This is a genomic window from Streptosporangium pseudovulgare (genome assembly GCF_014648055.1).
Lineage (GTDB): Bacteria > Actinomycetota > Actinomycetes > Streptosporangiales > Streptosporangiaceae > Streptosporangium > Streptosporangium pseudovulgare.
Map to the genome: position 1 here is coordinate 81,177 of NZ_BMQJ01000006.1, position 16,897 is coordinate 98,073.

20 protein-coding genes, 2 tRNA genes and 1 other RNA gene are annotated in these 16,897 nt (G+C 71.2%); 10 read left to right on the top strand and 13 right to left on the bottom strand.

The window, feature by feature from the left end; all coding sequences use genetic code 11:
- Positions 1 to 190: 190 nt before the first annotated feature.
- Positions 191 to 1,183: an AraC family transcriptional regulator gene (locus IEZ10_RS13930; protein WP_189246921.1), complete on the top strand. Its 993-nt coding sequence runs from the start codon at positions 191 to 193 to the stop codon at positions 1,181 to 1,183.
- Here the strand turns inward: IEZ10_RS13930 and IEZ10_RS13935 are convergent.
- Both IEZ10_RS13935 and IEZ10_RS13940 read right to left on the bottom strand, forming a co-directional pair.
- Positions 1,164 to 1,922, bottom strand: coding sequence for a phosphodiesterase (locus tag IEZ10_RS13935; protein WP_189246922.1), 759 nt, complete (start codon positions 1,920 to 1,922; stop codon positions 1,164 to 1,166). The genes IEZ10_RS13930 and IEZ10_RS13935 overlap by 20 nt on opposite strands.
- 193 nt (positions 1,923 to 2,115) lie before the next feature.
- Positions 2,116 to 2,571, bottom strand: coding sequence for an Lrp/AsnC family transcriptional regulator (locus IEZ10_RS13940; protein WP_229811246.1), 456 nt, complete (start codon positions 2,569 to 2,571; stop codon positions 2,116 to 2,118).
- Positions 2,572 to 2,672: 101 nt separating this feature from the next.
- Here IEZ10_RS13940 and IEZ10_RS13945 point away from each other — a divergent pair, with 101 nt between their 5' ends.
- Complete coding sequence (locus IEZ10_RS13945; RefSeq protein WP_189246923.1) at positions 2,673 to 3,614, top strand: SMP-30/gluconolactonase/LRE family protein; 942 nt, start codon at positions 2,673 to 2,675, stop codon at positions 3,612 to 3,614.
- 92 nt (positions 3,615 to 3,706) lie between these two features.
- Here IEZ10_RS13945 and IEZ10_RS13950 read toward each other — a convergent pair whose 3' ends face one another.
- Positions 3,707 to 4,441, bottom strand: coding sequence for an ABC transporter permease (locus IEZ10_RS13950; protein WP_189246924.1), 735 nt, complete (start codon positions 4,439 to 4,441; stop codon positions 3,707 to 3,709).
- A complete protein-coding gene (locus IEZ10_RS13955) occupies positions 4,438 to 5,337 on the bottom strand; it encodes an ABC transporter ATP-binding protein (protein ID WP_189246925.1) in 900 nt (299 codons plus the stop codon). The genes IEZ10_RS13950 and IEZ10_RS13955 overlap by 4 nt, the downstream gene beginning before the upstream one ends.
- Before the next feature lie 132 nt (positions 5,338 to 5,469).
- Here IEZ10_RS13955 and IEZ10_RS13960 point away from each other — a divergent pair, with 132 nt between their 5' ends.
- The 3 genes from IEZ10_RS13960 to dnaN all read left to right on the top strand — a co-directional run bounded on the left by IEZ10_RS13960 (position 5,470) and on the right by dnaN (position 8,944).
- On the top strand, positions 5,470 to 6,993 hold the full coding sequence (locus tag IEZ10_RS13960) for a sensor histidine kinase (protein ID WP_189246926.1): 1,524 nt from the start codon (positions 5,470 to 5,472) through the stop codon (positions 6,991 to 6,993).
- On the top strand, positions 6,990 to 7,652 hold the full coding sequence (locus IEZ10_RS13965) for a response regulator transcription factor (protein ID WP_189246927.1): 663 nt from the start codon (positions 6,990 to 6,992) through the stop codon (positions 7,650 to 7,652). Before IEZ10_RS13960 ends, IEZ10_RS13965 begins: the two co-directional genes overlap by 4 nt.
- A 194-nt stretch (positions 7,653 to 7,846) precedes the next feature.
- Entirely contained in the window at positions 7,847 to 8,944 is a 1,098-nt protein-coding gene (gene dnaN, locus IEZ10_RS13970; protein ID WP_189246928.1) for a DNA polymerase III subunit beta, read from the top strand.
- A gap of 123 nt (positions 8,945 to 9,067) precedes the next feature.
- Here dnaN and IEZ10_RS13975 read toward each other — a convergent pair whose 3' ends face one another.
- From IEZ10_RS13975 to upp, 6 genes are all read right to left on the bottom strand, one after another.
- The gene (locus IEZ10_RS13975) at positions 9,068 to 9,757 is read right to left on the bottom strand and encodes a FadR/GntR family transcriptional regulator (RefSeq protein WP_189246929.1); all 690 of its coding nucleotides are present in this window, start codon (positions 9,755 to 9,757) and stop codon (positions 9,068 to 9,070) included.
- Positions 9,758 to 9,864: 107 nt separating this feature from the next.
- Positions 9,865 to 11,223 (bottom strand): helix-turn-helix domain-containing protein, encoded by a 1,359-nt coding sequence (locus IEZ10_RS13980; protein WP_189246930.1) that lies wholly within the window; start codon positions 11,221 to 11,223, stop codon positions 9,865 to 9,867.
- A gap of 131 nt (positions 11,224 to 11,354) precedes the next feature.
- Positions 11,355 to 11,882 carry a PH domain-containing protein gene (locus IEZ10_RS13985; RefSeq protein WP_179821735.1) on the bottom strand — a complete coding sequence of 176 codons (528 nt, stop codon included), beginning with the start codon at positions 11,880 to 11,882 and terminating at the stop codon, positions 11,355 to 11,357.
- On the bottom strand, positions 11,879 to 12,037 hold the full coding sequence (locus IEZ10_RS13990; RefSeq protein WP_179821737.1) for a hypothetical protein: 159 nt from the start codon (positions 12,035 to 12,037) through the stop codon (positions 11,879 to 11,881). The genes IEZ10_RS13985 and IEZ10_RS13990 overlap by 4 nt, the downstream gene beginning before the upstream one ends.
- A 139-nt stretch (positions 12,038 to 12,176) precedes the next feature.
- Positions 12,177 to 12,407 carry a hypothetical protein gene (locus IEZ10_RS13995; protein WP_189246931.1) on the bottom strand — a complete coding sequence of 77 codons (231 nt, stop codon included), beginning with the start codon at positions 12,405 to 12,407 and terminating at the stop codon, positions 12,177 to 12,179.
- A gap of 137 nt (positions 12,408 to 12,544) precedes the next feature.
- On the bottom strand, positions 12,545 to 13,183 hold the full coding sequence (gene upp / locus IEZ10_RS14000; protein WP_189246932.1) for a uracil phosphoribosyltransferase: 639 nt from the start codon (positions 13,181 to 13,183) through the stop codon (positions 12,545 to 12,547).
- A gap of 170 nt (positions 13,184 to 13,353) precedes the next feature.
- Between upp and IEZ10_RS14005 the strand changes: the two genes are divergently transcribed.
- The 4 genes from IEZ10_RS14005 (at position 13,354) to IEZ10_RS14020 (ending at position 14,997) form a co-directional block, all read left to right on the top strand.
- Positions 13,354 to 13,863, top strand: coding sequence for a tRNA adenosine deaminase-associated protein (locus tag IEZ10_RS14005; protein ID WP_179821743.1), 510 nt, complete (start codon positions 13,354 to 13,356; stop codon positions 13,861 to 13,863).
- 16 nt (positions 13,864 to 13,879) lie between these two features.
- Positions 13,880 to 14,371 (top strand): tRNA adenosine deaminase-associated protein, encoded by a 492-nt coding sequence (locus tag IEZ10_RS14010; protein ID WP_189246933.1) that lies wholly within the window; start codon positions 13,880 to 13,882, stop codon positions 14,369 to 14,371.
- Positions 14,372 to 14,439: 68 nt separating this feature from the next.
- A complete protein-coding gene (gene tadA, locus IEZ10_RS14015) occupies positions 14,440 to 14,883 on the top strand; it encodes a tRNA adenosine(34) deaminase TadA (RefSeq protein ID WP_179823329.1) in 444 nt (147 codons plus the stop codon).
- Between the two features lie 24 nt (positions 14,884 to 14,907).
- Positions 14,908 to 14,997, top strand: a tRNA-Ser gene (locus IEZ10_RS14020).
- An 81-nt stretch (positions 14,998 to 15,078) separates the two neighbouring features.
- On the opposite strand, the gene IEZ10_RS14025 is transcribed toward IEZ10_RS14020, so the two are convergent.
- The 3 genes from IEZ10_RS14025 to IEZ10_RS14035 all read right to left on the bottom strand — a co-directional run bounded on the left by IEZ10_RS14025 (position 15,079) and on the right by IEZ10_RS14035 (position 16,687).
- Positions 15,079 to 15,378, bottom strand: a complete 300-nt coding sequence (locus tag IEZ10_RS14025; RefSeq protein WP_189246935.1) for a type II toxin-antitoxin system VapB family antitoxin — start codon at positions 15,376 to 15,378, stop codon at positions 15,079 to 15,081.
- Positions 15,379 to 15,458: 80 nt separating this feature from the next.
- A complete protein-coding gene (gene ypfJ / locus IEZ10_RS14030; RefSeq protein WP_189246936.1) occupies positions 15,459 to 16,316 on the bottom strand; it encodes a KPN_02809 family neutral zinc metallopeptidase in 858 nt (285 codons plus the stop codon).
- 285 nt (positions 16,317 to 16,601) lie between these two features.
- Positions 16,602 to 16,687, bottom strand: a tRNA-Ser gene (locus tag IEZ10_RS14035).
- Positions 16,688 to 16,769: 82 nt separating this feature from the next.
- Here IEZ10_RS14035 and ffs point away from each other — a divergent pair.
- Positions 16,770 to 16,865: signal recognition particle sRNA small type (ffs, locus tag IEZ10_RS14040), an RNA gene on the top strand.
- Positions 16,866 to 16,897: the final 32 nt, after the last annotated feature.

The following is a 16,897-nucleotide window of genomic DNA, read 5'->3' on the forward strand; positions in this document are numbered from 1 at the left end:
CGTGCTGGTCCGGTGGCGCGTCGAGTGCTGATCCGGCGGCCGTTCCTCGCCGCGGGCCGGTCCGCCGCCCGGCGTCCGTCTCGTCTGGGCCCCGGATCCCACGACATCTCCATCCCCGGTCAAGCGTTCCGGATGAGACCCCAAATGCTCGAAAGGCGATATTTCATATTTGAACGTCTAGGATGGAGCCATGGACGCACTCGCCGGTCTGCTGGACGGGCCGCGGGCCCACCGGGCCTTCCTGCTGCGCTCGATCCTGGATTCCCCGTGGTCCCTGCGGATCCAGGACGAGGCGCCGCTCACCCTGGTCACCGTGACGCGGGGCCGGGCGTGGATGATCCCCGACGACGGCGAGGCCGTACGGCTGGACACGGGGGACGTCGCGATAGCGCGCGGCCCCGACCCCTACACGGTCGCCGACGACCCGGCCACCCCCTGGCAGGTGGTGATCCACCCCGGCCAGCGCTGCACCACGCTGGGCGGCGAGCCGCTGGAGGAGGAGATGGGCCTCGGCGTGCGCACCTGGGGAAACAGCTCCACCGGATCGACGGTGCTGCTCACCGGCACCTACCAGATGCGCGGGGAGGTCAGCGGGCGGCTGCTCACGGCGCTGCCGCCGCTGCTGGTCCTCCCCGGGGAGGACCGCGAGCGCCCCCTGGCCGCGCTGCTCGACCAGGAGATCGTCAGGGACGACCCGGGCCAGGAGGCCGTCCTCGACCGGCTGCTCGACCTCCTGCTCATCACCGTGCTGCGGAGGTGGTTCTCCCGGCCCGAGGCGGAGGCCCCGGCCTGGTACCGGGCGCACGCCGACCCGGTGGTCGGCCGCGCGCTGCGGATGATCCACAATGACCCGGCCCACCCCTGGACCGTGGCCGGGCTGGCCGCCGGGGCAGGCGTGTCCCGGGCGTCGCTGGCGCGCCGCTTCACCGAGCTGGTCGGCGAGCCGCCCATGGCGTTCCTCACCGGCTGGCGGCTGGCCCTGGCCGCCGACCTGCTGCGCGAGACCGACGCCACCGTCGGCGCGGTGGCCCGGCAGGTCGGCTACGGCGGCCCGTTCGCCCTCAGCGCCGCCTTCAAGCGCGCGTTCGGCGTCAGCCCGCAGCGGTACCGCGAGGCGGGGATACCCGGAGCCGGAGCCGGAGCCGGAGCGGCCGGGGCCGCGGTCAGCCGGCCGGGTGCGTGACGACCGGGCGCGTGTGGGTGGTGAGACGGCCGTCCGCGAGGACGTGGATGGAGATCTGCGGCGGGAAGCCGTAGTCGACCGGCTCGGCGGCGGGAGACTCCTGCGGCAGCAGCAGGGTCGAGACGACGCCGGGGGCGACGAGCAGGGGCAGTCCGGCGAAGGTGGTGCTCGCCGCGGTGTGGGCGTGGCCGGTGAGCACCGCCGTCACCCGCGGATGCCGCCGCAGGACCTCCGCCAGCCGCTCCGGCGCGCGCAGGCGGATCTCGTCGACGTACGGGATGCCCAGCGACACGGGCGGATGGTGCATGCCCACCAGCGCGGGCGTATCGGGGTCCTCGGCGAGGACGGCGTCCAGCCAGGCGAGCGTCCCGTCCGAAAGGAAGCCCTCCGGCCGGCCCGGGACGCTGGAGTCGCACAGCGCCACGGTGAGGCCGTCGAGCCGCAGGACCTGGTCGACCGGGTCGTCGCCGCCGCCGTCCTGGCCGAGGAGGACCTTGCGGAACGCCGCCCGGGTGTCGTGGTTGCCCGGGCACATGACCGTGGGGTGGCGGGAGGCGAGCAGTTCGCGCGCGGTCTCGTACTCCTCGACCGTGCCGTGGTCGGCGACGTCCCCGGTCACGATCACGGCGTCCAGTGGGCCGGGCAGGCCGTCCAGGTGCCGCATGACGGCCCGGGTCCTCTCGACGCTGTCGGGGGAACCGCCGATGTGGGTGTCGCTCACGTGCGCCAGTGTCAGCATGCCGCCAAGCGTCGCACAGACGTCTCCGCCCTCCCACCCGTGATCCCGCGGGGGACCCGGGCGGACCGGACGCGTCCGGGCGGGACCTCCGGCCGGTCATGCGGGCCATCAAGCCGCGGGCCGGGAGCCACATCGAGGAGATGCGCGACGCCTGCGCGTCTTACGACCGCCGGTCCCGGGCGTCCCGGGAGGGTCAGGGCCGGTCGCCGCGGGGGTCGAGGGGACGCTCGAAGAAGGTCTCCAGCACCACCACGGTCCGGGTGCCGGTGACACCGGGCACACCGTGCAGGTGTCTCAGTACGGCCTGCAGATCCTCGGTGCTGGAGGTGCGCACCTTCACGAGCAGCGAGGCGGACCCGGCGACGACGTGGGCCTCCTCGATCCAGGGGAGCGCGGCCAGTGCCTCCGCCGTCTCCGCACCGCCCATCCACGCGTTGGCGTCGACCATCACGAACGCGGCCACGCCCTTGCCCACCGCAGCCGGGTCGACCTCCACCGAGGTCCGCCTGATCACCCCGCGTCGGCGGAGTTTGCGCACGCGCTCGTGGGTGGCGCCGCTGGACAGTCCGACTGCCTCGCCGAGCGCCGCGTACGACTGGGTGGCGTCGGCCTGGAGCAGGGCGAGGAGTTCACGGTCGATGTCGTCCACGATGACATCGTAGCGCCGAACCACAATCTGTATTTCGCCGCTTGACCGAATGGTGTCTTGTGAGATTAGGTTTACGCAGGATGAGATTCGGAAGGTGCAGTATGGAAGTGATCGAGGCACGTTTTGAGGTCCTGGACGACCGGTTCCGGGCATGCCGGGGCGACGACCGCATCGAGCGGCTCGCCACGGGCTGCCGCTGGGCCGAGGGCCCGGTCTACTTCCCCGCGGGCCGGTACCTGCTCTGGAGCGACATCCCCAATGACCGGATGCTCCGCTGGGACGAGACGACCGGCGTGGTCGGCACGTTCCGGCAGCCCGCCGGACACGCCAACGGCCACACCATCGACCGTGAGGGCCGGCTGGTCTCCTGCGAGCAGGGGAACCGCCGGGTCACCAGAACCGAGCACGACGGCTCCATCACGGTCATCGCCGACCGGTGGCGGGGGCGGAGGCTGAACAGCCCCAACGACGTGGTGGTGCGGTCGGACGGCTCGATCTGGTTCACCGATCCGTCCTACGGCATCGACAGCGACTACGAGGGGCACCGGGCGGAGAGCGAGATCGGAGCCTGCCACGTCTATCGGGTGGACCCGGTCACCGGGGAGGCCGCGATCGTGGCCGACGACTTCGTCCGCCCCAACGGCCTGGCCTTCTCCCCCGACGAGTCGACGCTCTACATCGTCGACACCCGGGCCGGTCACATCCGGGCGTTCGGGGTGGGCGAGGACGGCGCGCTCACGGGCGGCGCGGCGCTCGCCACCTGCTCCTCCGGGATCTTCGACGGCCTCCGCGTGGACACCGACGGGCGGATCTGGGCCGCGGCCGGAGACGGCGTGCACTGCTTCGACCCGGACGGCACGCTGATCGGAAAGATCCGTTTCCCCGAGGCGGCGTCCAACCTGTGCTTCGGCGGCGCCAAGCGCAACGTGCTGTTCGTCACCGCCACCACCTCGCTCTACTCGATCATGCTCACCGTCAACGGCGCCACCCGGCCTGCGGCGCCCGGCCGCCGCGGCCCGGTCGACGCCGTCCCGGTGCCGTGACCGGTGCGGCGGTGTGATCCGGGCGGTGCCGTGACCGGTGCGGCGGCGTCGGTCGCCATGATCGGGTCGGTGCCGCCGGGACCCGCCCCGGATCACTCCCACCGGAACAGCCGCGCCGCCAGCGCGCCGGTGGCCAGCACCGTCACCGCCATCACCGCCAGGTGCAGCGGCTGCGGCGCGTGGCCCGCCCAGGTGTCGCGGATCGCCTGGCCGAACGGCGCCAGCGGCAGGAAGTCGCCGATCCGGCGCATCACGTCCGGCATCAGCTCGCGGGGGATCCACATGCCCGCCACGAACAGCAGCGGGAACATCAGCAGCGAGCCGATCCCGGACGCGACCTTCGAGCTGGGCGCGACGGCGGCGACCAGCAGGCCGAGACCGAGCACCGAGGCGGTGCCGAGCGCGAACACGCCGGTGAACGCCAGGAGGTTCCGGGGTACGGCCACGCCGAGGAACAGGTGACCCAGCACGATCAGCAGGACGGTGGCGACGATCGCCACCGCGAGGTTGTTCACCACCTGGGCGACCAGCAGCCGGACCGGGCTGACCGGGGTGGTGGACATCCGGCGCAGCACGCCGTTCTCCCGGTAGGCGACCAGCGTGGCCGGCAGCGCCGTCAGCGCCATCGTCACCACCGACAGGATCACCATCATGCCGGGGAGCTGGGTGTCGATGACCCGCTGCCCGCCCATCGCCGGGTCCGGCTCGCCGAAGCCGGGGATGCTGCCCAGCCCCAGCAGGAGGGCCAGCGGGAGCAGGATGGCGAAGATCGGCCCGGCCGGATCGCGGAGGAAGAGTTTGGCCTCGGTGATGATCATCTTGTTCATGCGGAGATCTTCTTTCCGGTCAGGGCGAGGAAGGCGTCGTCGAGGGTGGCCTGCTCGATCCGCAGGTCGGCCGGTGTGACACCGGCCGCGGCCAGGGCGGAGACGACCGGCGGGAGGAGGTCGCCGGTGCCCGAGACCTCGACCCGGCCGTCCTCGTGCCGCACCCCGGTCACCTCCGGCAGGGCGCGCAGGATCGCGTCGTCGAACGGGCGGGAGGGCCGGAACCGTACGCGCTGCGGGCTGCCGATCCGCGACACCAGCCCCTCCGGGCTGTCGAGGGCCACCACCCGGCCGGAGTCGATCAGCGCGAGCCGGTCGCAGAGCCGTTCGGCCTCCTCCATGAAGTGGGTGACCAGCACGATCGTCACCCCGTCGGCGCGGACCTGCTCGATGAGCTCCCAGGTGTCGCGGCGGGCCTGCGGGTCCAGGCCGGTGGTCAGCTCGTCGAGGATCGCCACGCGGGGCCGGCCGACCAGCGCCAGGGCGATGGACAGCCGCTGCTGCTGGCCGCCGGAGAGCTTGCCGTAGTAGGCGTCCCGCCTGGCGGTGAGCCCGACCCGCTCCAGCAGCGCGCCGGTGTCTGCGGGCGCCGGGTAGAAGGAGGCGTACAGGTCGAGCGCCTCCCAGACCTTGATCTTCGCCGGCAGCGCGGAGCTCTGCAGCTGCACGCCGAGGTGCCTCCTGACCTCGGCGGGGCCCATGCCTCCGAGCACCCGGACGGTGCCGGAGTCGGGGACGCGCAGGCCCGCCACGCACTCGACGGTGGTGGTCTTGCCCGCGCCGTTGGGACCGAGGACGCCGAAGATCTCGCCCTCCTCGACGGTGAACGAGACGCCGTCCACCACGTTCCTGCCGCGGTATTCCTTGCGGAGATCGCTGACTTCGATGACCTTCATGACGACGACGTTAGAAATCCGGCGGATCACGCGGAATCCACCTGGGCACCCGGCGGGGGTGGGGCTACCTCCACCCCCGCCGGGTGCCTGAGGTCATTGGAAGGCGGGCACCGAACCCGGACACTGGTGGGCATGAGACGACACGCGGTGACGATCGGCCGGGCGCTGGCGTTGGGAGCCCTGGCCCTGACGGACGTCCTCCTGCTCACGACATCCCTGGTCGCCGCCGTCCTCGCCGCACTGGGCCTGGTCTTCTTCTTCATGCCCATGATCGGTCTCGTCAGGCGCCGCACCATGCTCGCCAGGCGGCTGACCGGCGCGTGGCTGGGCGTCGCGACGGAGCCGCCCTACCTGCCGCCCCCGCCCCCTCCCCGGCCCCAGCCGGACGGCTGGTACCGCCACGAGCGCCAGCTCTACAGGACACCGCGGTGGCCCGCGTGGCACGACCGCTGGAAGTGGATGTTCACCGACCCGGCCACCTGGCGGGACCTGGCCTGGCTCTGGCTGAACCCGCTCGTCGGCGGAAGCCTGCTTCTCCTGCCCCTCGCCGCGGTCTGGTGCGGCCTGGACCTGCTGTGGCGCCAGACCCCCTTGACCGTGCCGTCGGGGGTCGCCGTCATCGTGGCCGGGGTGGCCGCGGTGCCCTGGCTGCTGCGGCTCTACGGCTGGTGGACCCACCTGTGCCTCGCGCCCACCGCCAGGTCCGTGCTGGCCGGGCGGGTCCGCCGGCTCGACCAGCTCAGGACGGAGACGGCCGACTCCCAGGCGGCCGAGCTGCGGCGGATCGAGCGCGACCTGCACGACGGCGCCCAGGCGCGGCTGGTGGCCATGGGCATGACGCTGGGCGCGGTCGAGGAGCTGATGGACAAAGATCCCGGGGCGGCCAAGGTCCTGCTCGCCAAGGCGCGCGAGGCGTCGTCGGTGGCGCTCACCGAACTGCGCGACCTGGTCAGGGGCATCCACCCGCCGGTGCTGGCCGAACGCGGCCTCGGCGACGCCGTACGGGCCATGGCGCTGGACAGCCCCCTGAAGGTCACGGTCACCGCGGACCTGGGGAAGCGGCCCGCGGCGCCCGTCGAGTCGGCGGTCTACTTCTCGATCAGCGAGCTGCTCACCAACGCGGCCCGGCACGGCGGCGCGGACCGCGTGTGGATCGACATCGGCGTCCGGGACGGGGCCCTGCGGGTGACCGTCACCGACGACGGCTCGGGAGGCGCCGACCCCGCCCGGGGCAGCGGCCTGCGCGGGGTCGAGCGGCGGCTGGCGGCCTTCGACGGGGTGCTGGCGCTGAACAGCCCACCCGGCGGGCCGACCACGGCCACCATCGACCTTCCACTCGCAGGGGGCGGAGACGCGTCCGAGGACAAGGTGCCGCTGAGGGGGTGGCGGCGCGTCGCGGTGGCCCTGGGCTGGGGGCTCGGCTGGCTCCCCCTGTTCCCGCAGGGCCTGGTCGCGATGAGCTTCAAGATCTTCGGATCCGACGAGAGGAGCTGGTTCCTCGCCCTCTACCTGCCCGGACCGTTGCAGTGGCCGATGATCGTCTTCAATGTCCTCCTCGGCCTGGCCATGTACGGCGCGGCCATGGCGATCACCTCCGCGCACTCGCACCGGCGGCTGATCGAACGGGCCGGACCGGCCCTAGGGTTGGACGGGTGAGCCCGCGAATCGTCATCGCCGAAGACCTCCACCTGCTGAGGGAGGGCCTGGTCCACCTGCTCCAGGCCCACGGGTTCGAGGTCGTCGCGGCGGTCGAGACCGGGCCCGAGCTGCTGCGGGCGCTGGTCGGCGAGCGCCCCGACGTCGCCGTGGTGGACGTGCGGCTGCCGCCCACGTTCACCGACGAGGGCCTCCAGGCCGCGCTGGCCGCCCGCAGGGAGGTCCCCGGCCTGCCGGTGCTCGTGCTGTCCCAGCACGTCGAGCAGCTGTACGCGCGTGAGCTGCTCGCCGACGGCTCCGGCGGGATCGGCTACCTCCTCAAGGACCGGGTGTTCAACTCCGGGCAGTTCGTCGACGCGGTCCGCCGGGTCGCCGACGGGGGCACCGCGATGGACCCCGAGGTGATCGCCAAGCTGCTGGCCAGCAACGCCCGGCACGAGCCGCTGGGCGCGCTGACCCCGCGGGAGCGGGAGGTGCTGTCCCTGATGGCCGAGGGGCGTTCCAACGCCGCCATCTCCCAGCGCCTGTACCTCAGCGAGAGCGCCGTCGGCAAGCACACGGCGAGCATCTTCGGCAAGCTCGGCCTCTCCCCGTCGGACGACGACAACCGCAGGGTCCTCGCCGTCCTGGCCTACCTCGACGCGGCCCGGGAGAGCTGAGACCTTCACGAGGTCCCCGGCCGGTTCCGCCCGTACCCCTGGGCGGCCGGCCTCGCGTCGGCCGGAAACGGCCCCGCTTTCGGGAAACGCCGGAGCATATGGGCTTTGCATGGGTTCTGTCGGTCACACCGGCTACCTTCTGATGGGTACGGCCCGCGATTCCGCCGTGCCGTTCAGGACGAAGGGATGATCAGGTGAAGTTCCGGGTTAACCGTGATGTCCTGGCCGACGCCGTGGCCTGGTCGGCCCGGGCGTTGCCGAGCCGCCCGGCCATCCCCGTGCTCTCCGGCCTTCTCCTGGAGGCCGGAGACGACATCGTGCTCTCGGCCTTCGACTACGAGGTCTCCGCCCGAGTCTCGGCCGAGGCCGACGTGGCCGAGCCCGGCCGGGCGCTCGTCCCCGGCAGGGTCCTCGCGGAGATCACCCGCAGCCTGCCCGCCCAGCCGGTGGAGATCGTCACCAGCGGGGCCGAGGCGGTGCTGACCTGCGGGAGCATCGAGTTCGGCCTGCCCACCATGCCGGTGGAGGACTTCCCCGCCCTGCCCGCGACGCCGGCGAGGCTCGGCGCGATCGGCGGCGGCGTCTTCGCGACCGCGGTCGGGCAGGTCGCCCCCGCCACCAGCCGCGACGAGGCGCTGCCCATGCTGACCGGCGTCCGGATCGACATCGCCGGCGAGACCGTGACCATGGCGGCCACCGACCGCTACCGCATCGCGGCCCGGGAGTTCGACTGGCGGCCGGAGCGGCCCGATGCCACCGCCGCCGCCGTGGTGCCCGCACGGGCACTCGTCGAGGTGGCCAAGTCGCTGCGCGGGGGCGAGGTGTCGATCGGGCTGGGCGACGGCGTCGCCGGGTTCGAGAGCGTCGACCGCAGCACCACGGTCCGCCTGCTCGATGAGCAGTTCATCGACTACCGCTCCCGGCTGACCGAGGACTGGCCGATCCGGGCCGACGTGCGGGTGGCCCCGTTCATCGAGGCGATCAGGCGGGTCGGGCTGGTCGCCGAGCGCAACACCGCGATCCGGCTGTCGTTCGACCACGGTCAGGTGTTCATCCAGGCGGGTGGTGGCGAGATCGGCCGCGGCGCCGAGTCCATGGACGTCGAGCTGTCCGGCGATCCCATCCAGATCGCCTTCCAGTCGCATTTCCTGCTCGACGGCCTGAGCGGGGTCGAGACCGAGTTCGCCCGGATTCACATGCAGTCCTCCAGCCGCCCGGCGCTCATCACCGAGGTCCCCGGCGACGCCGACCCCGCCTTCCGCTACCTCACGATGTCCCTGCGCGCGGTGTGACGCCGCCCCGACCGCCCCGGAAGGCGCGGGAACACCGGCCCTGAGACGCGAGAACGCCCCGCCTCCCAGCGACCCCGAAGGGAAGGAGACGGGGCGTTCCCATGTGCCGATCGGGCCCGCGGATCAGTTGGACAGTTCCTGGGCCTCGGTCAGGGAGATCAGGATGTGCTCCATGCACGCGTGACCGGCGCGCTCCGCGGCGGCCACGTCACCGTCCGCGATGGCGCGGGCGATGGCGTCGTGCGGGATGTAGGTGCTGTTGATGGAGGTGCCCGCGGCGGTGATGCTGGCCCGCAGGGCGGCCGAGAAGTCCTCGTAGAGGTCGCTCAGCACCCGGTTATGGGTCGCCTCGACGACCGCGATGTGGAAGGCGAGGTCGGCCTCGACGAACGCCTCGGGCCCGCCGGACTCCCAGGCCCGCTCGCGCTCGGCCAGGGCGCTCCGGATGCGGGCGATGTCGGCGTCGGTGCGCCGGGTCGCCGCCAGGCGGGCGGCCTCGACCTCCAGGGCGCGCCGCACCTCCAGGATCTCCAGCTGCTCGGCGGTGCGCAACCTCCGCTGCATGGCTCCTGAAAGCTCACTCGTCGCGCGGACGTAGGTGCCGTCACCCTGGCGGCACTCCAGCAGCCCGGCATGGGTGAGCGCTCGTACGGCCTCGCGCACGGTGTTGCGTCCGACCCCGAGCTGCTCGGCGAGCACGGTCTCGGTAGGGATTTTCGCGTGCATCTGCCAGGAGTTCGATGTGATCTGCTCCTTGAGCTGATCGATCACCTGGTCGACGAGGGACGCGCGCTGCGCCGTACGCAGACTCACAGTCCGCCTCCTCCGGGGAAACCAATCATCCTATGAGTCAATGACTGGTAGACCCTAATTATTCCGGAGGCTTGAAAACAAATCCAGGTCTGGCGGAGCGCCGATCTCTACCGGGCCAGAGCGGAGTCGACCGTCACCCCCACCATCGCGCTGCGCACTCCGGCGGCTTCCAGGGCCTTACGATACGCGCCCGCCTGTTCCTCGCCCGCTCCGGCTCGTCCGTACAGGTCACCCAGCTCACGCCAGGCCCGTGCCGCCTCGCGGTCGGGCGCGGAGCCCGCCGGGCGCGGCCTGTCGAGCAGCTGCCCGGCCCGGTGCAGGATGACCGGCACGTCGCGGTCGCCGTGGGCGAGCGCGATCTCGGCGAGCAGGAGCTGTGCGGTCGCCGCGACGGGGGAGGCCCGCCCGTCCAGCATGGCGAGGGCGGACCCGGCCAGCCGGGCGGCGTTCTCGGGGTCGTCGCCGGCGAACCGCACCCGGGCGAGGGCGACGAGACTCCGGGCGTGCTCGTGGACGGCCCCGGGGAACGCGGCGAAGACGCGGCCCGCGGCGGTCACCAGCTCGCCGGCCTGCTCCAGCGGCTCCTCGCCCGTGGAGGCGGCCAGCCGTGCCCAGCTCGTCGCGACGCCGGCGAGCCGGAACGCCATCCGGGCCGGGCGGCCGGTCGCGATGGCGTCGTCGGCCAGATGCACGGCCAGGGCGGAGTCCTCGCCCTCTGCCGCGGCGAGGCTCGCCCGCCACAGCGCGTGGATCTCGGCGGTGCGGTTGACCACGGCGGGCATGCCGTTGTCGGCCAGAATCCGGCGGATGTAGGCCATGCCCGGCGAGTGCGGCTGCCGGGGGTTCTCGGTCTCCATGAGGGAGGCGGCGAGATCGACGGCGACCTCGCCCTGCGTCAGCGCGAGTCTCTCCACCTGGACGAGCGCCTGGGCGGCCAGGTCGCGGGCGCGCAGGATGTCTCCGGCGCGCTGGTAGCAGCGGCTCAGCGCCACGGTGAGGGGCAGGTCGGCCAGACGCTCGGGGTGGGCGGCCGCCTCGCGGCGGAGCCACTCGAACGCCTCCACGGCCGGCCCGATCCTCCCCTGGGCCTCCAGTGCCCGCGCGCGGCCGAACCGCGCGTGCGCGCCCAGCAGGACGTTCTCCTCGCCGGCCACCTTGACGATCTCGCCGAACCGCTCCGCGGCCACGGCCGGGTCGCCGTGGAGGAGCTCCAGCTCGGCATGGCGCAGCCCGAGTTCGGTGTCGATGCGCTGGCGCGGTTCGATGCCGTGCAGCAGGAACTCGGTGGTGCAGCCCAGGCGTTCGGCGAGGAGGCGCGCGACCACGGGAGTCGGCGTGCGCTTGCCGGACTCGATGAGAGAGACGTAACTGTCGGAGAGGTCAGGCCCGGCCAGCTGGGCCTGAGACATGCGCCTACTGAGCCGCAGTCCGCGGACGCGGTCACCGATGGTTCCCTGACTCGGCATCTGATCTCTCAGGGCGGGGGATGGTCAATGTTCCCGCCATGATTGCACGAAGCAGTCGAATAAGGTAACCCCGCGTGAAAAATATCGGGTGGACTCTCCGCTAAGGCACCGCCGTAAAGGACGAAGAGGCACTAATCATCGTCACTTCCCCCGGGGAAGATCATCTGACACACCTCAAGGTAGAGCGTCTCGGGGTAGGGAATGTAGGGAATCCTCGACAGGGCCTGGTCCTGGCCGGCCGACTCCAGGACGAACTCGCCGTACCCCATCATGCGGCCGAGCAGCGACCGCTGGAAGCTCATGTCGGTGACCTTGCCCAGCGGCATCATGTCGACCTTGCGGGTGATCAGGCCCGTGGTGAGCAGCATCCGCTTGGACGTGACGACGAAGTAGTCGACCGACCACTCCGCCACCTTCCAGACGAAGCGGATCAGCAGCAGGAGCCAGGCCCACCAGACGACGACGAGCGCGCCGCCGCCGCCCTGGTCGCCGAGCCACTTGCTCAGCAGCCCGGCGATGATCAGGCCGCCGAAGACCTCGGCGACCGGGCGGAGCAGTACGGCCGGGTGACGCCGCACCATGATGACCTGGTGTTCGTGGGGGAGCAGGTAGCGGTTGACCGACGAGGGAGCTGAGTCCCCGTGGGTCACAAGCCTCATGACAGATGGGAGACGAACTGGGCCAGAGAGTCGGCCGCGTTGTACACAGTGTCCATGGCGCTCCTCACCGTGCTGGCGGCGTCACCTGGTCGGGTGAACAGGAAGAACGCCACAAAAGCAATACCGCCGTACGTAAGAACCTTCTTGACCTGCACTTCGGCCTCCTGCAACCGCTAACCCACTGCACCCGCCGTATACATTACCCATGCCATTCGCCGGGTAAAGCGCTTCGGTCCATTACGTCTGGCCCCGTTCGGTAGACCTGACGAATCGGACAGAATGGCTTTTTCCCGGTCACCCGCGCTCGCTCGCGACGAGCGCGAGAACCTCGAGATGCTTGCGGGCGATCCGCTCCACCAGTCCGGGATGGACGTGGCCGGTCACCTCCAGCGCGCCGTAGTGCGCCGCCTCCACGCAGCGGGTCACCGTGGCGGCCGGATGGATCCCGGAGAACTCGGCCCGCAGCGCGGCGCTGACGGCCTCGTACGGGTCGGGCTCCTTGCCCGGCGTGATTCGCTCGCTCATGGTTCTCCCTGGTATGCGCCCGCGGCCCTCGCGAACCGGGGCACGCAAGAGCCGCTTTCGCTACTCTGAGTACCCAGAGAGTAACATTACGGAGTCGAAAGTTGCAGAACGTCCCTTCTATCGGAAGGGAAGTTTTCTCAGACGACCCCGTAAAGACGGTCACCGGCGTCACCGAGGCCGGGGACGATGTAGCCGTTCTCGTCCAGCCGCTCGTCCACCGCCGCGGTGACCAGGCGGATCGGCCGTCCGCTGCCCGCGAACACCCGGTCCATGTGGGCGATGCCCTCCGGGGCGGCCAGCAGGCACAGCGCGGTCACGTCGTACGCGCCGCGCTCGAAGAGGAACTCGACGGCCGCGGCCAGGGTGCCGCCGGTGGCGAGCATCGGGTCGACCACGTAGACCTGGCGGCCCGACAGGTCGTCGGGCAGGCGGGTGGCGTAGGTCTCGGCCTTGAGCGTCGACTCGTTGCGGATCATCCCGAGGAAACCCACCTCGGCCGTCGGCAACAGCCTCGTCATGCCGTCCAGCATGCCCAGGCCCGCCCGCAGGATCGGCACCACCAGCGGGTACGGCTGCGCCAGCCGTACACCCTTGGCCGGCGCGACCGGGGTCTCCACGGTCACGTCGGTCACACGGACGTGCCGGGTGGCCTCGTAGGCGAGCAGGGTCACGAGCTCGTCGGCGAGGCGACGGAATGTGGGTGAATCCGTCTCCGCGTTCCGCAGCACGGTCAGTTTGTGTGCCACCAGCGGGTGGTCGACGACCAGGGTCTCCATGGAGGCCAACGGTATCCCGTATGCCGAGGTGAGGGATAACGGTGGAGTCCGTACGTGATGTGCCCCACTTTCACTTTGAGTTTGATCACGATTTGGTAGGAGAGACGTACGCTCGCAGGCTGGTTCTGAAAGCATTGACGCCCGGAGAGAACGCATCGGTGGGGATGGCCATGTCAGATCAAGAGGCACTCGACTTCGCCATCGTCGTCTACCGCGAGGACGACGTATGGGAGGCGGAGGTGCTCCCCACGGCCCTCACCTCCGACCTGGACGGCCTGATCTACGCCCTGCGCCAGCAGCCGAGCATGAGCGGCACGATTGGTCTGGTCGCCGTTGGGGATGAGTTCTTCGTGGCGCTACGGGTGTTCGGCGAACGGGTGGACGTCTTCCTGTCCGACATCGCCGCGTCCTGGGACTTCCCGCTCGCCGAGCAGGTGCTGGAGTACCTCGACGTGCCGGTGCCCGACGAGGAGGAGCTCGACGCGATCCTCCAGGACGAGGACACCGCCCTTCCCGCCGGCGATCTCTCGATCTTCGCGGACCTGGGTCTCGACGAGATGGAGCTCGGCATCCTCTCCGGCGACGTCGACCTGCTTCCCGAGGACGTGCTGTCCAGCATCGCCGCGCGGCTGGGATTCTCCGAGCCGTTCGAACGCGCCATCGACTCGATGTTCGGCTGACCTTGGGAGATCGGCCATGTCCTCCAGCCCATCAGCAAGCAGCGTGTTCTCGGCGGCCTTCGTCCGCACCCCCGACGGGTGGAAGGGCGCGGAGGTCGATCTCGGCTCCGCCGAGATGGCGGACGACCTCGGTGACGCCGTCACCGAGCACCTCGGACTCGACGGCGACGAACTGGTCCTGCTGTGCGTGGAGGTGGAGGACGAATGGTTCGGGATCGTCCGCTACGACGGTGACGAGGAGCCCCGTGCCTTCCTCTCCGACGCGCAGGCGGGGCTCTCGGAGGGGATCGGGGAGATCTTCAGCGATCTGGCCGGGGTCGCGCCGGCCAAGGAGACGCCCGAGATCGGCGTACGGCCCGCCGGCGACTTCGAGCTGCTGGACGACCTCGGCGTCACCTCCGAGGAGCTGATCGAGCTCAGCATGGAGGAGGGCGTCCTCCCCGCGGACACGCTCTCGGTCATCGCCGAGCGGCTCTCGTTCGCCGACGAACTCGACCGGCTGCGATGACCGTGGCGGGGTCCGGCGGGCCCGCCCGACCCGGCGGATCCGGGGTGGAGGCCGGCTACATCCCCGTGATGCGGCTCGCCCTCGACCAGGCGGCGCGGGCCGGCGCCCGCGGCGAGGTGCCGGTCGGCGCGGTCGTCGTGGACGCCGAGGGCGCCGTGCTGGCCCGGGCCGGCAACGACCGCGAGTCCCTGGCCGATCCCACCGCCCACGCCGAGGTCCTCGCCCTGAGGGGGGCCGCGCGGGCGCGCGGGGAGTGGCGGCTGGACGGCTGCACGCTGGTGGTGACCCTGGAGCCCTGCACGATGTGCGCCGGCGCCGCCGTACTGGCGCGGGTCGACCGTGTCGTGTACGGCGCCGCCGACGCCAAGGGCGGCGCCGTGGGCTCGCTCTGGGACGTCGTCAGGGACCGTCGTCTCAACCACCGGCCCGAGGTGGTGAGGGGCGTGCTGGCCGACGAGTGCGCCGGGATCCTCACCGATTTCTTCTCCGTCCGGCGGATGCGCGAGCAATAGCGGTTATCCGGTAAGCTGCTCCGCGGTGGAGTCGCCTAGTGGCCGAGGGCGCACGCCTCGAAAGCGTGTGATGGGGCAACTCATCCGTGGGTTCAAATCCCACCTCCACCGCCACAGCGAAAGGCTCCCGGCATCGTCAGCCGGGAGCCTTTTCCGTTTTCCGCCCTCCCCGCCCCTCCGGCGGGCCGCGCCGGCTCAGTCGCCCGGCAGATCCAGCACCCTGGCGTGCAGGATCGAGCGCTGGTGCAGCGCCGCCCGCAGCGCGCGGTGCAGGCCGTCCTCCAGGTACAGCTCGCCGCGCCACTGCACCACGTGCGGGAACAGGTCGCCGTAGAAGGTGGAGTCCTTGGCGAGCAGGGAGTGCAGGTCCAGCACCGCCTTCGTGGTGATCAGGGTGTCGAGCCGGATCTGCCGTGGCGGTATCTGCGCCCACTCGCGGTGCGAGAGGCCGTGGTCCGGGTAGGGCCGTCCGTCGCCGATCATCTTGAAGATCACACTATGTAGTTTATGAGAGTATCGGGCGTCATGCCCGCCGGATGTCCGCCGGGCGGCTCATTCCGCAGGTCGCGGGCCTCTCAGACGTCGCCCGCGAAGGTGTCGCACTTGTTGGGGTCGCCGCTCTCGTAGCCGGTGGTGAACCACTTGACACGCTGCGCCGACGTTCCGTGGGTGAACCCCTCGGGGTCGACCCGGCCCTGGGTGCGCTTCTGGATGCTGTCGTCGCCCACGGCCGAGGCCGCGCTGATCGCCTCTTCGATGTCGGTCTGGCTGAACGGCTTGGCGAACAGGCCGGTCTTGTAGGCGTTCTTGGCCCAGGCGCCGGAGTAGCAGTCGGCCTGCAGCTCCAGCCGGACCGAACCGCTCTCCGGCCCCTGCCGGTCCCCCTCCGCCTTGGCGTTGGTGCCGAGGAGGTTCTGCACGTGGTGACCGTACTCGTGGCCGACGACGTAGGCCTGGGCGAACGGGCCGCCCTTGGCGCCGAACCGGCTCTGGAGCTCGTCGAAGAAGCTGAGATCGAGGTAGACCCGCTGGTCGGCGGGGCAGTAGAACGGGCCGACCGAGGCGTCGGCGGCGCCGCAGCCGGTGTTGACCTGGCCGGAGAACATGACCGTCTTGGCCGGCGTGTAGTTCCGCACGACCTCGGGCCAGTAGTCCTGGATGCTGTTGACCACGCCGACGATCCGGCACTGCTCGTTCTGGTCGGCGTCCTGGCCGGTCTTGCACTCGGAGGCCAGGTTGGAGCTGGGGTTCACCGGGGCGGGGCCGTCGCCGCCGGTGATGTTCCCGGGGTTGACGCCGAATATCAGAGCCACGATGAGCGCGATGATCCCGGCCGCGCCGCCGCCGACGGCGATGCCACCGCCGGGGAAGCCGCCCCTGCCGCCGCTCTCCACCTGTGAGGTGTCGAGCCGGGCGTCATCTTTGAAGTCCATCGCCGATGTCCCTTCGATCCGCTTGGGACCTTCCACTGCCCCGGGGAGGCCGGGACATTCCGGCGGAACCGGATGACGGACGGGAGGTCACGGCTCCTCCGCGGCCCGGCGCTCCGCGTGGGAGAGCCGGTCCGGACACCCCTCGCCGAACGTCGCGCGCCCGCCGTGCTCATCGGGCATCCCCCGCGCGTGGTCCGGACGAATCGCGCGGGCCGGCGCGGGGTGAAGACGGGCGGATACGGCGAAGGGGCCGGGGCGCGTGTGCGCTCCGGCCCCTTCGGGCGGCGGAGGATAGGAGATTCGAACTCCTGAGGGGTTGCCCCCAACACGCTTTCCAAGCGTGCGCCCTAGGCCAACTAGGCGAATCCTCCGTGGAGAAGCTTACCGAACTTTCGGAGTGCGGTGACCGCATATTCGGTGCCCCGAACACTCCGGTCAGACGTTAGACTGTCCTCGGACCCCTCGCGCGGCGTCATCCTGTGAACCTCCCCAGGGCCGGAAGGCAGCAAGGATAAGCAGGCTCTGGCGGGTGTGCGAGGGGTTCTCTTCGTTTCAGGACCCCTCGCAGGCGGGATGGTCGC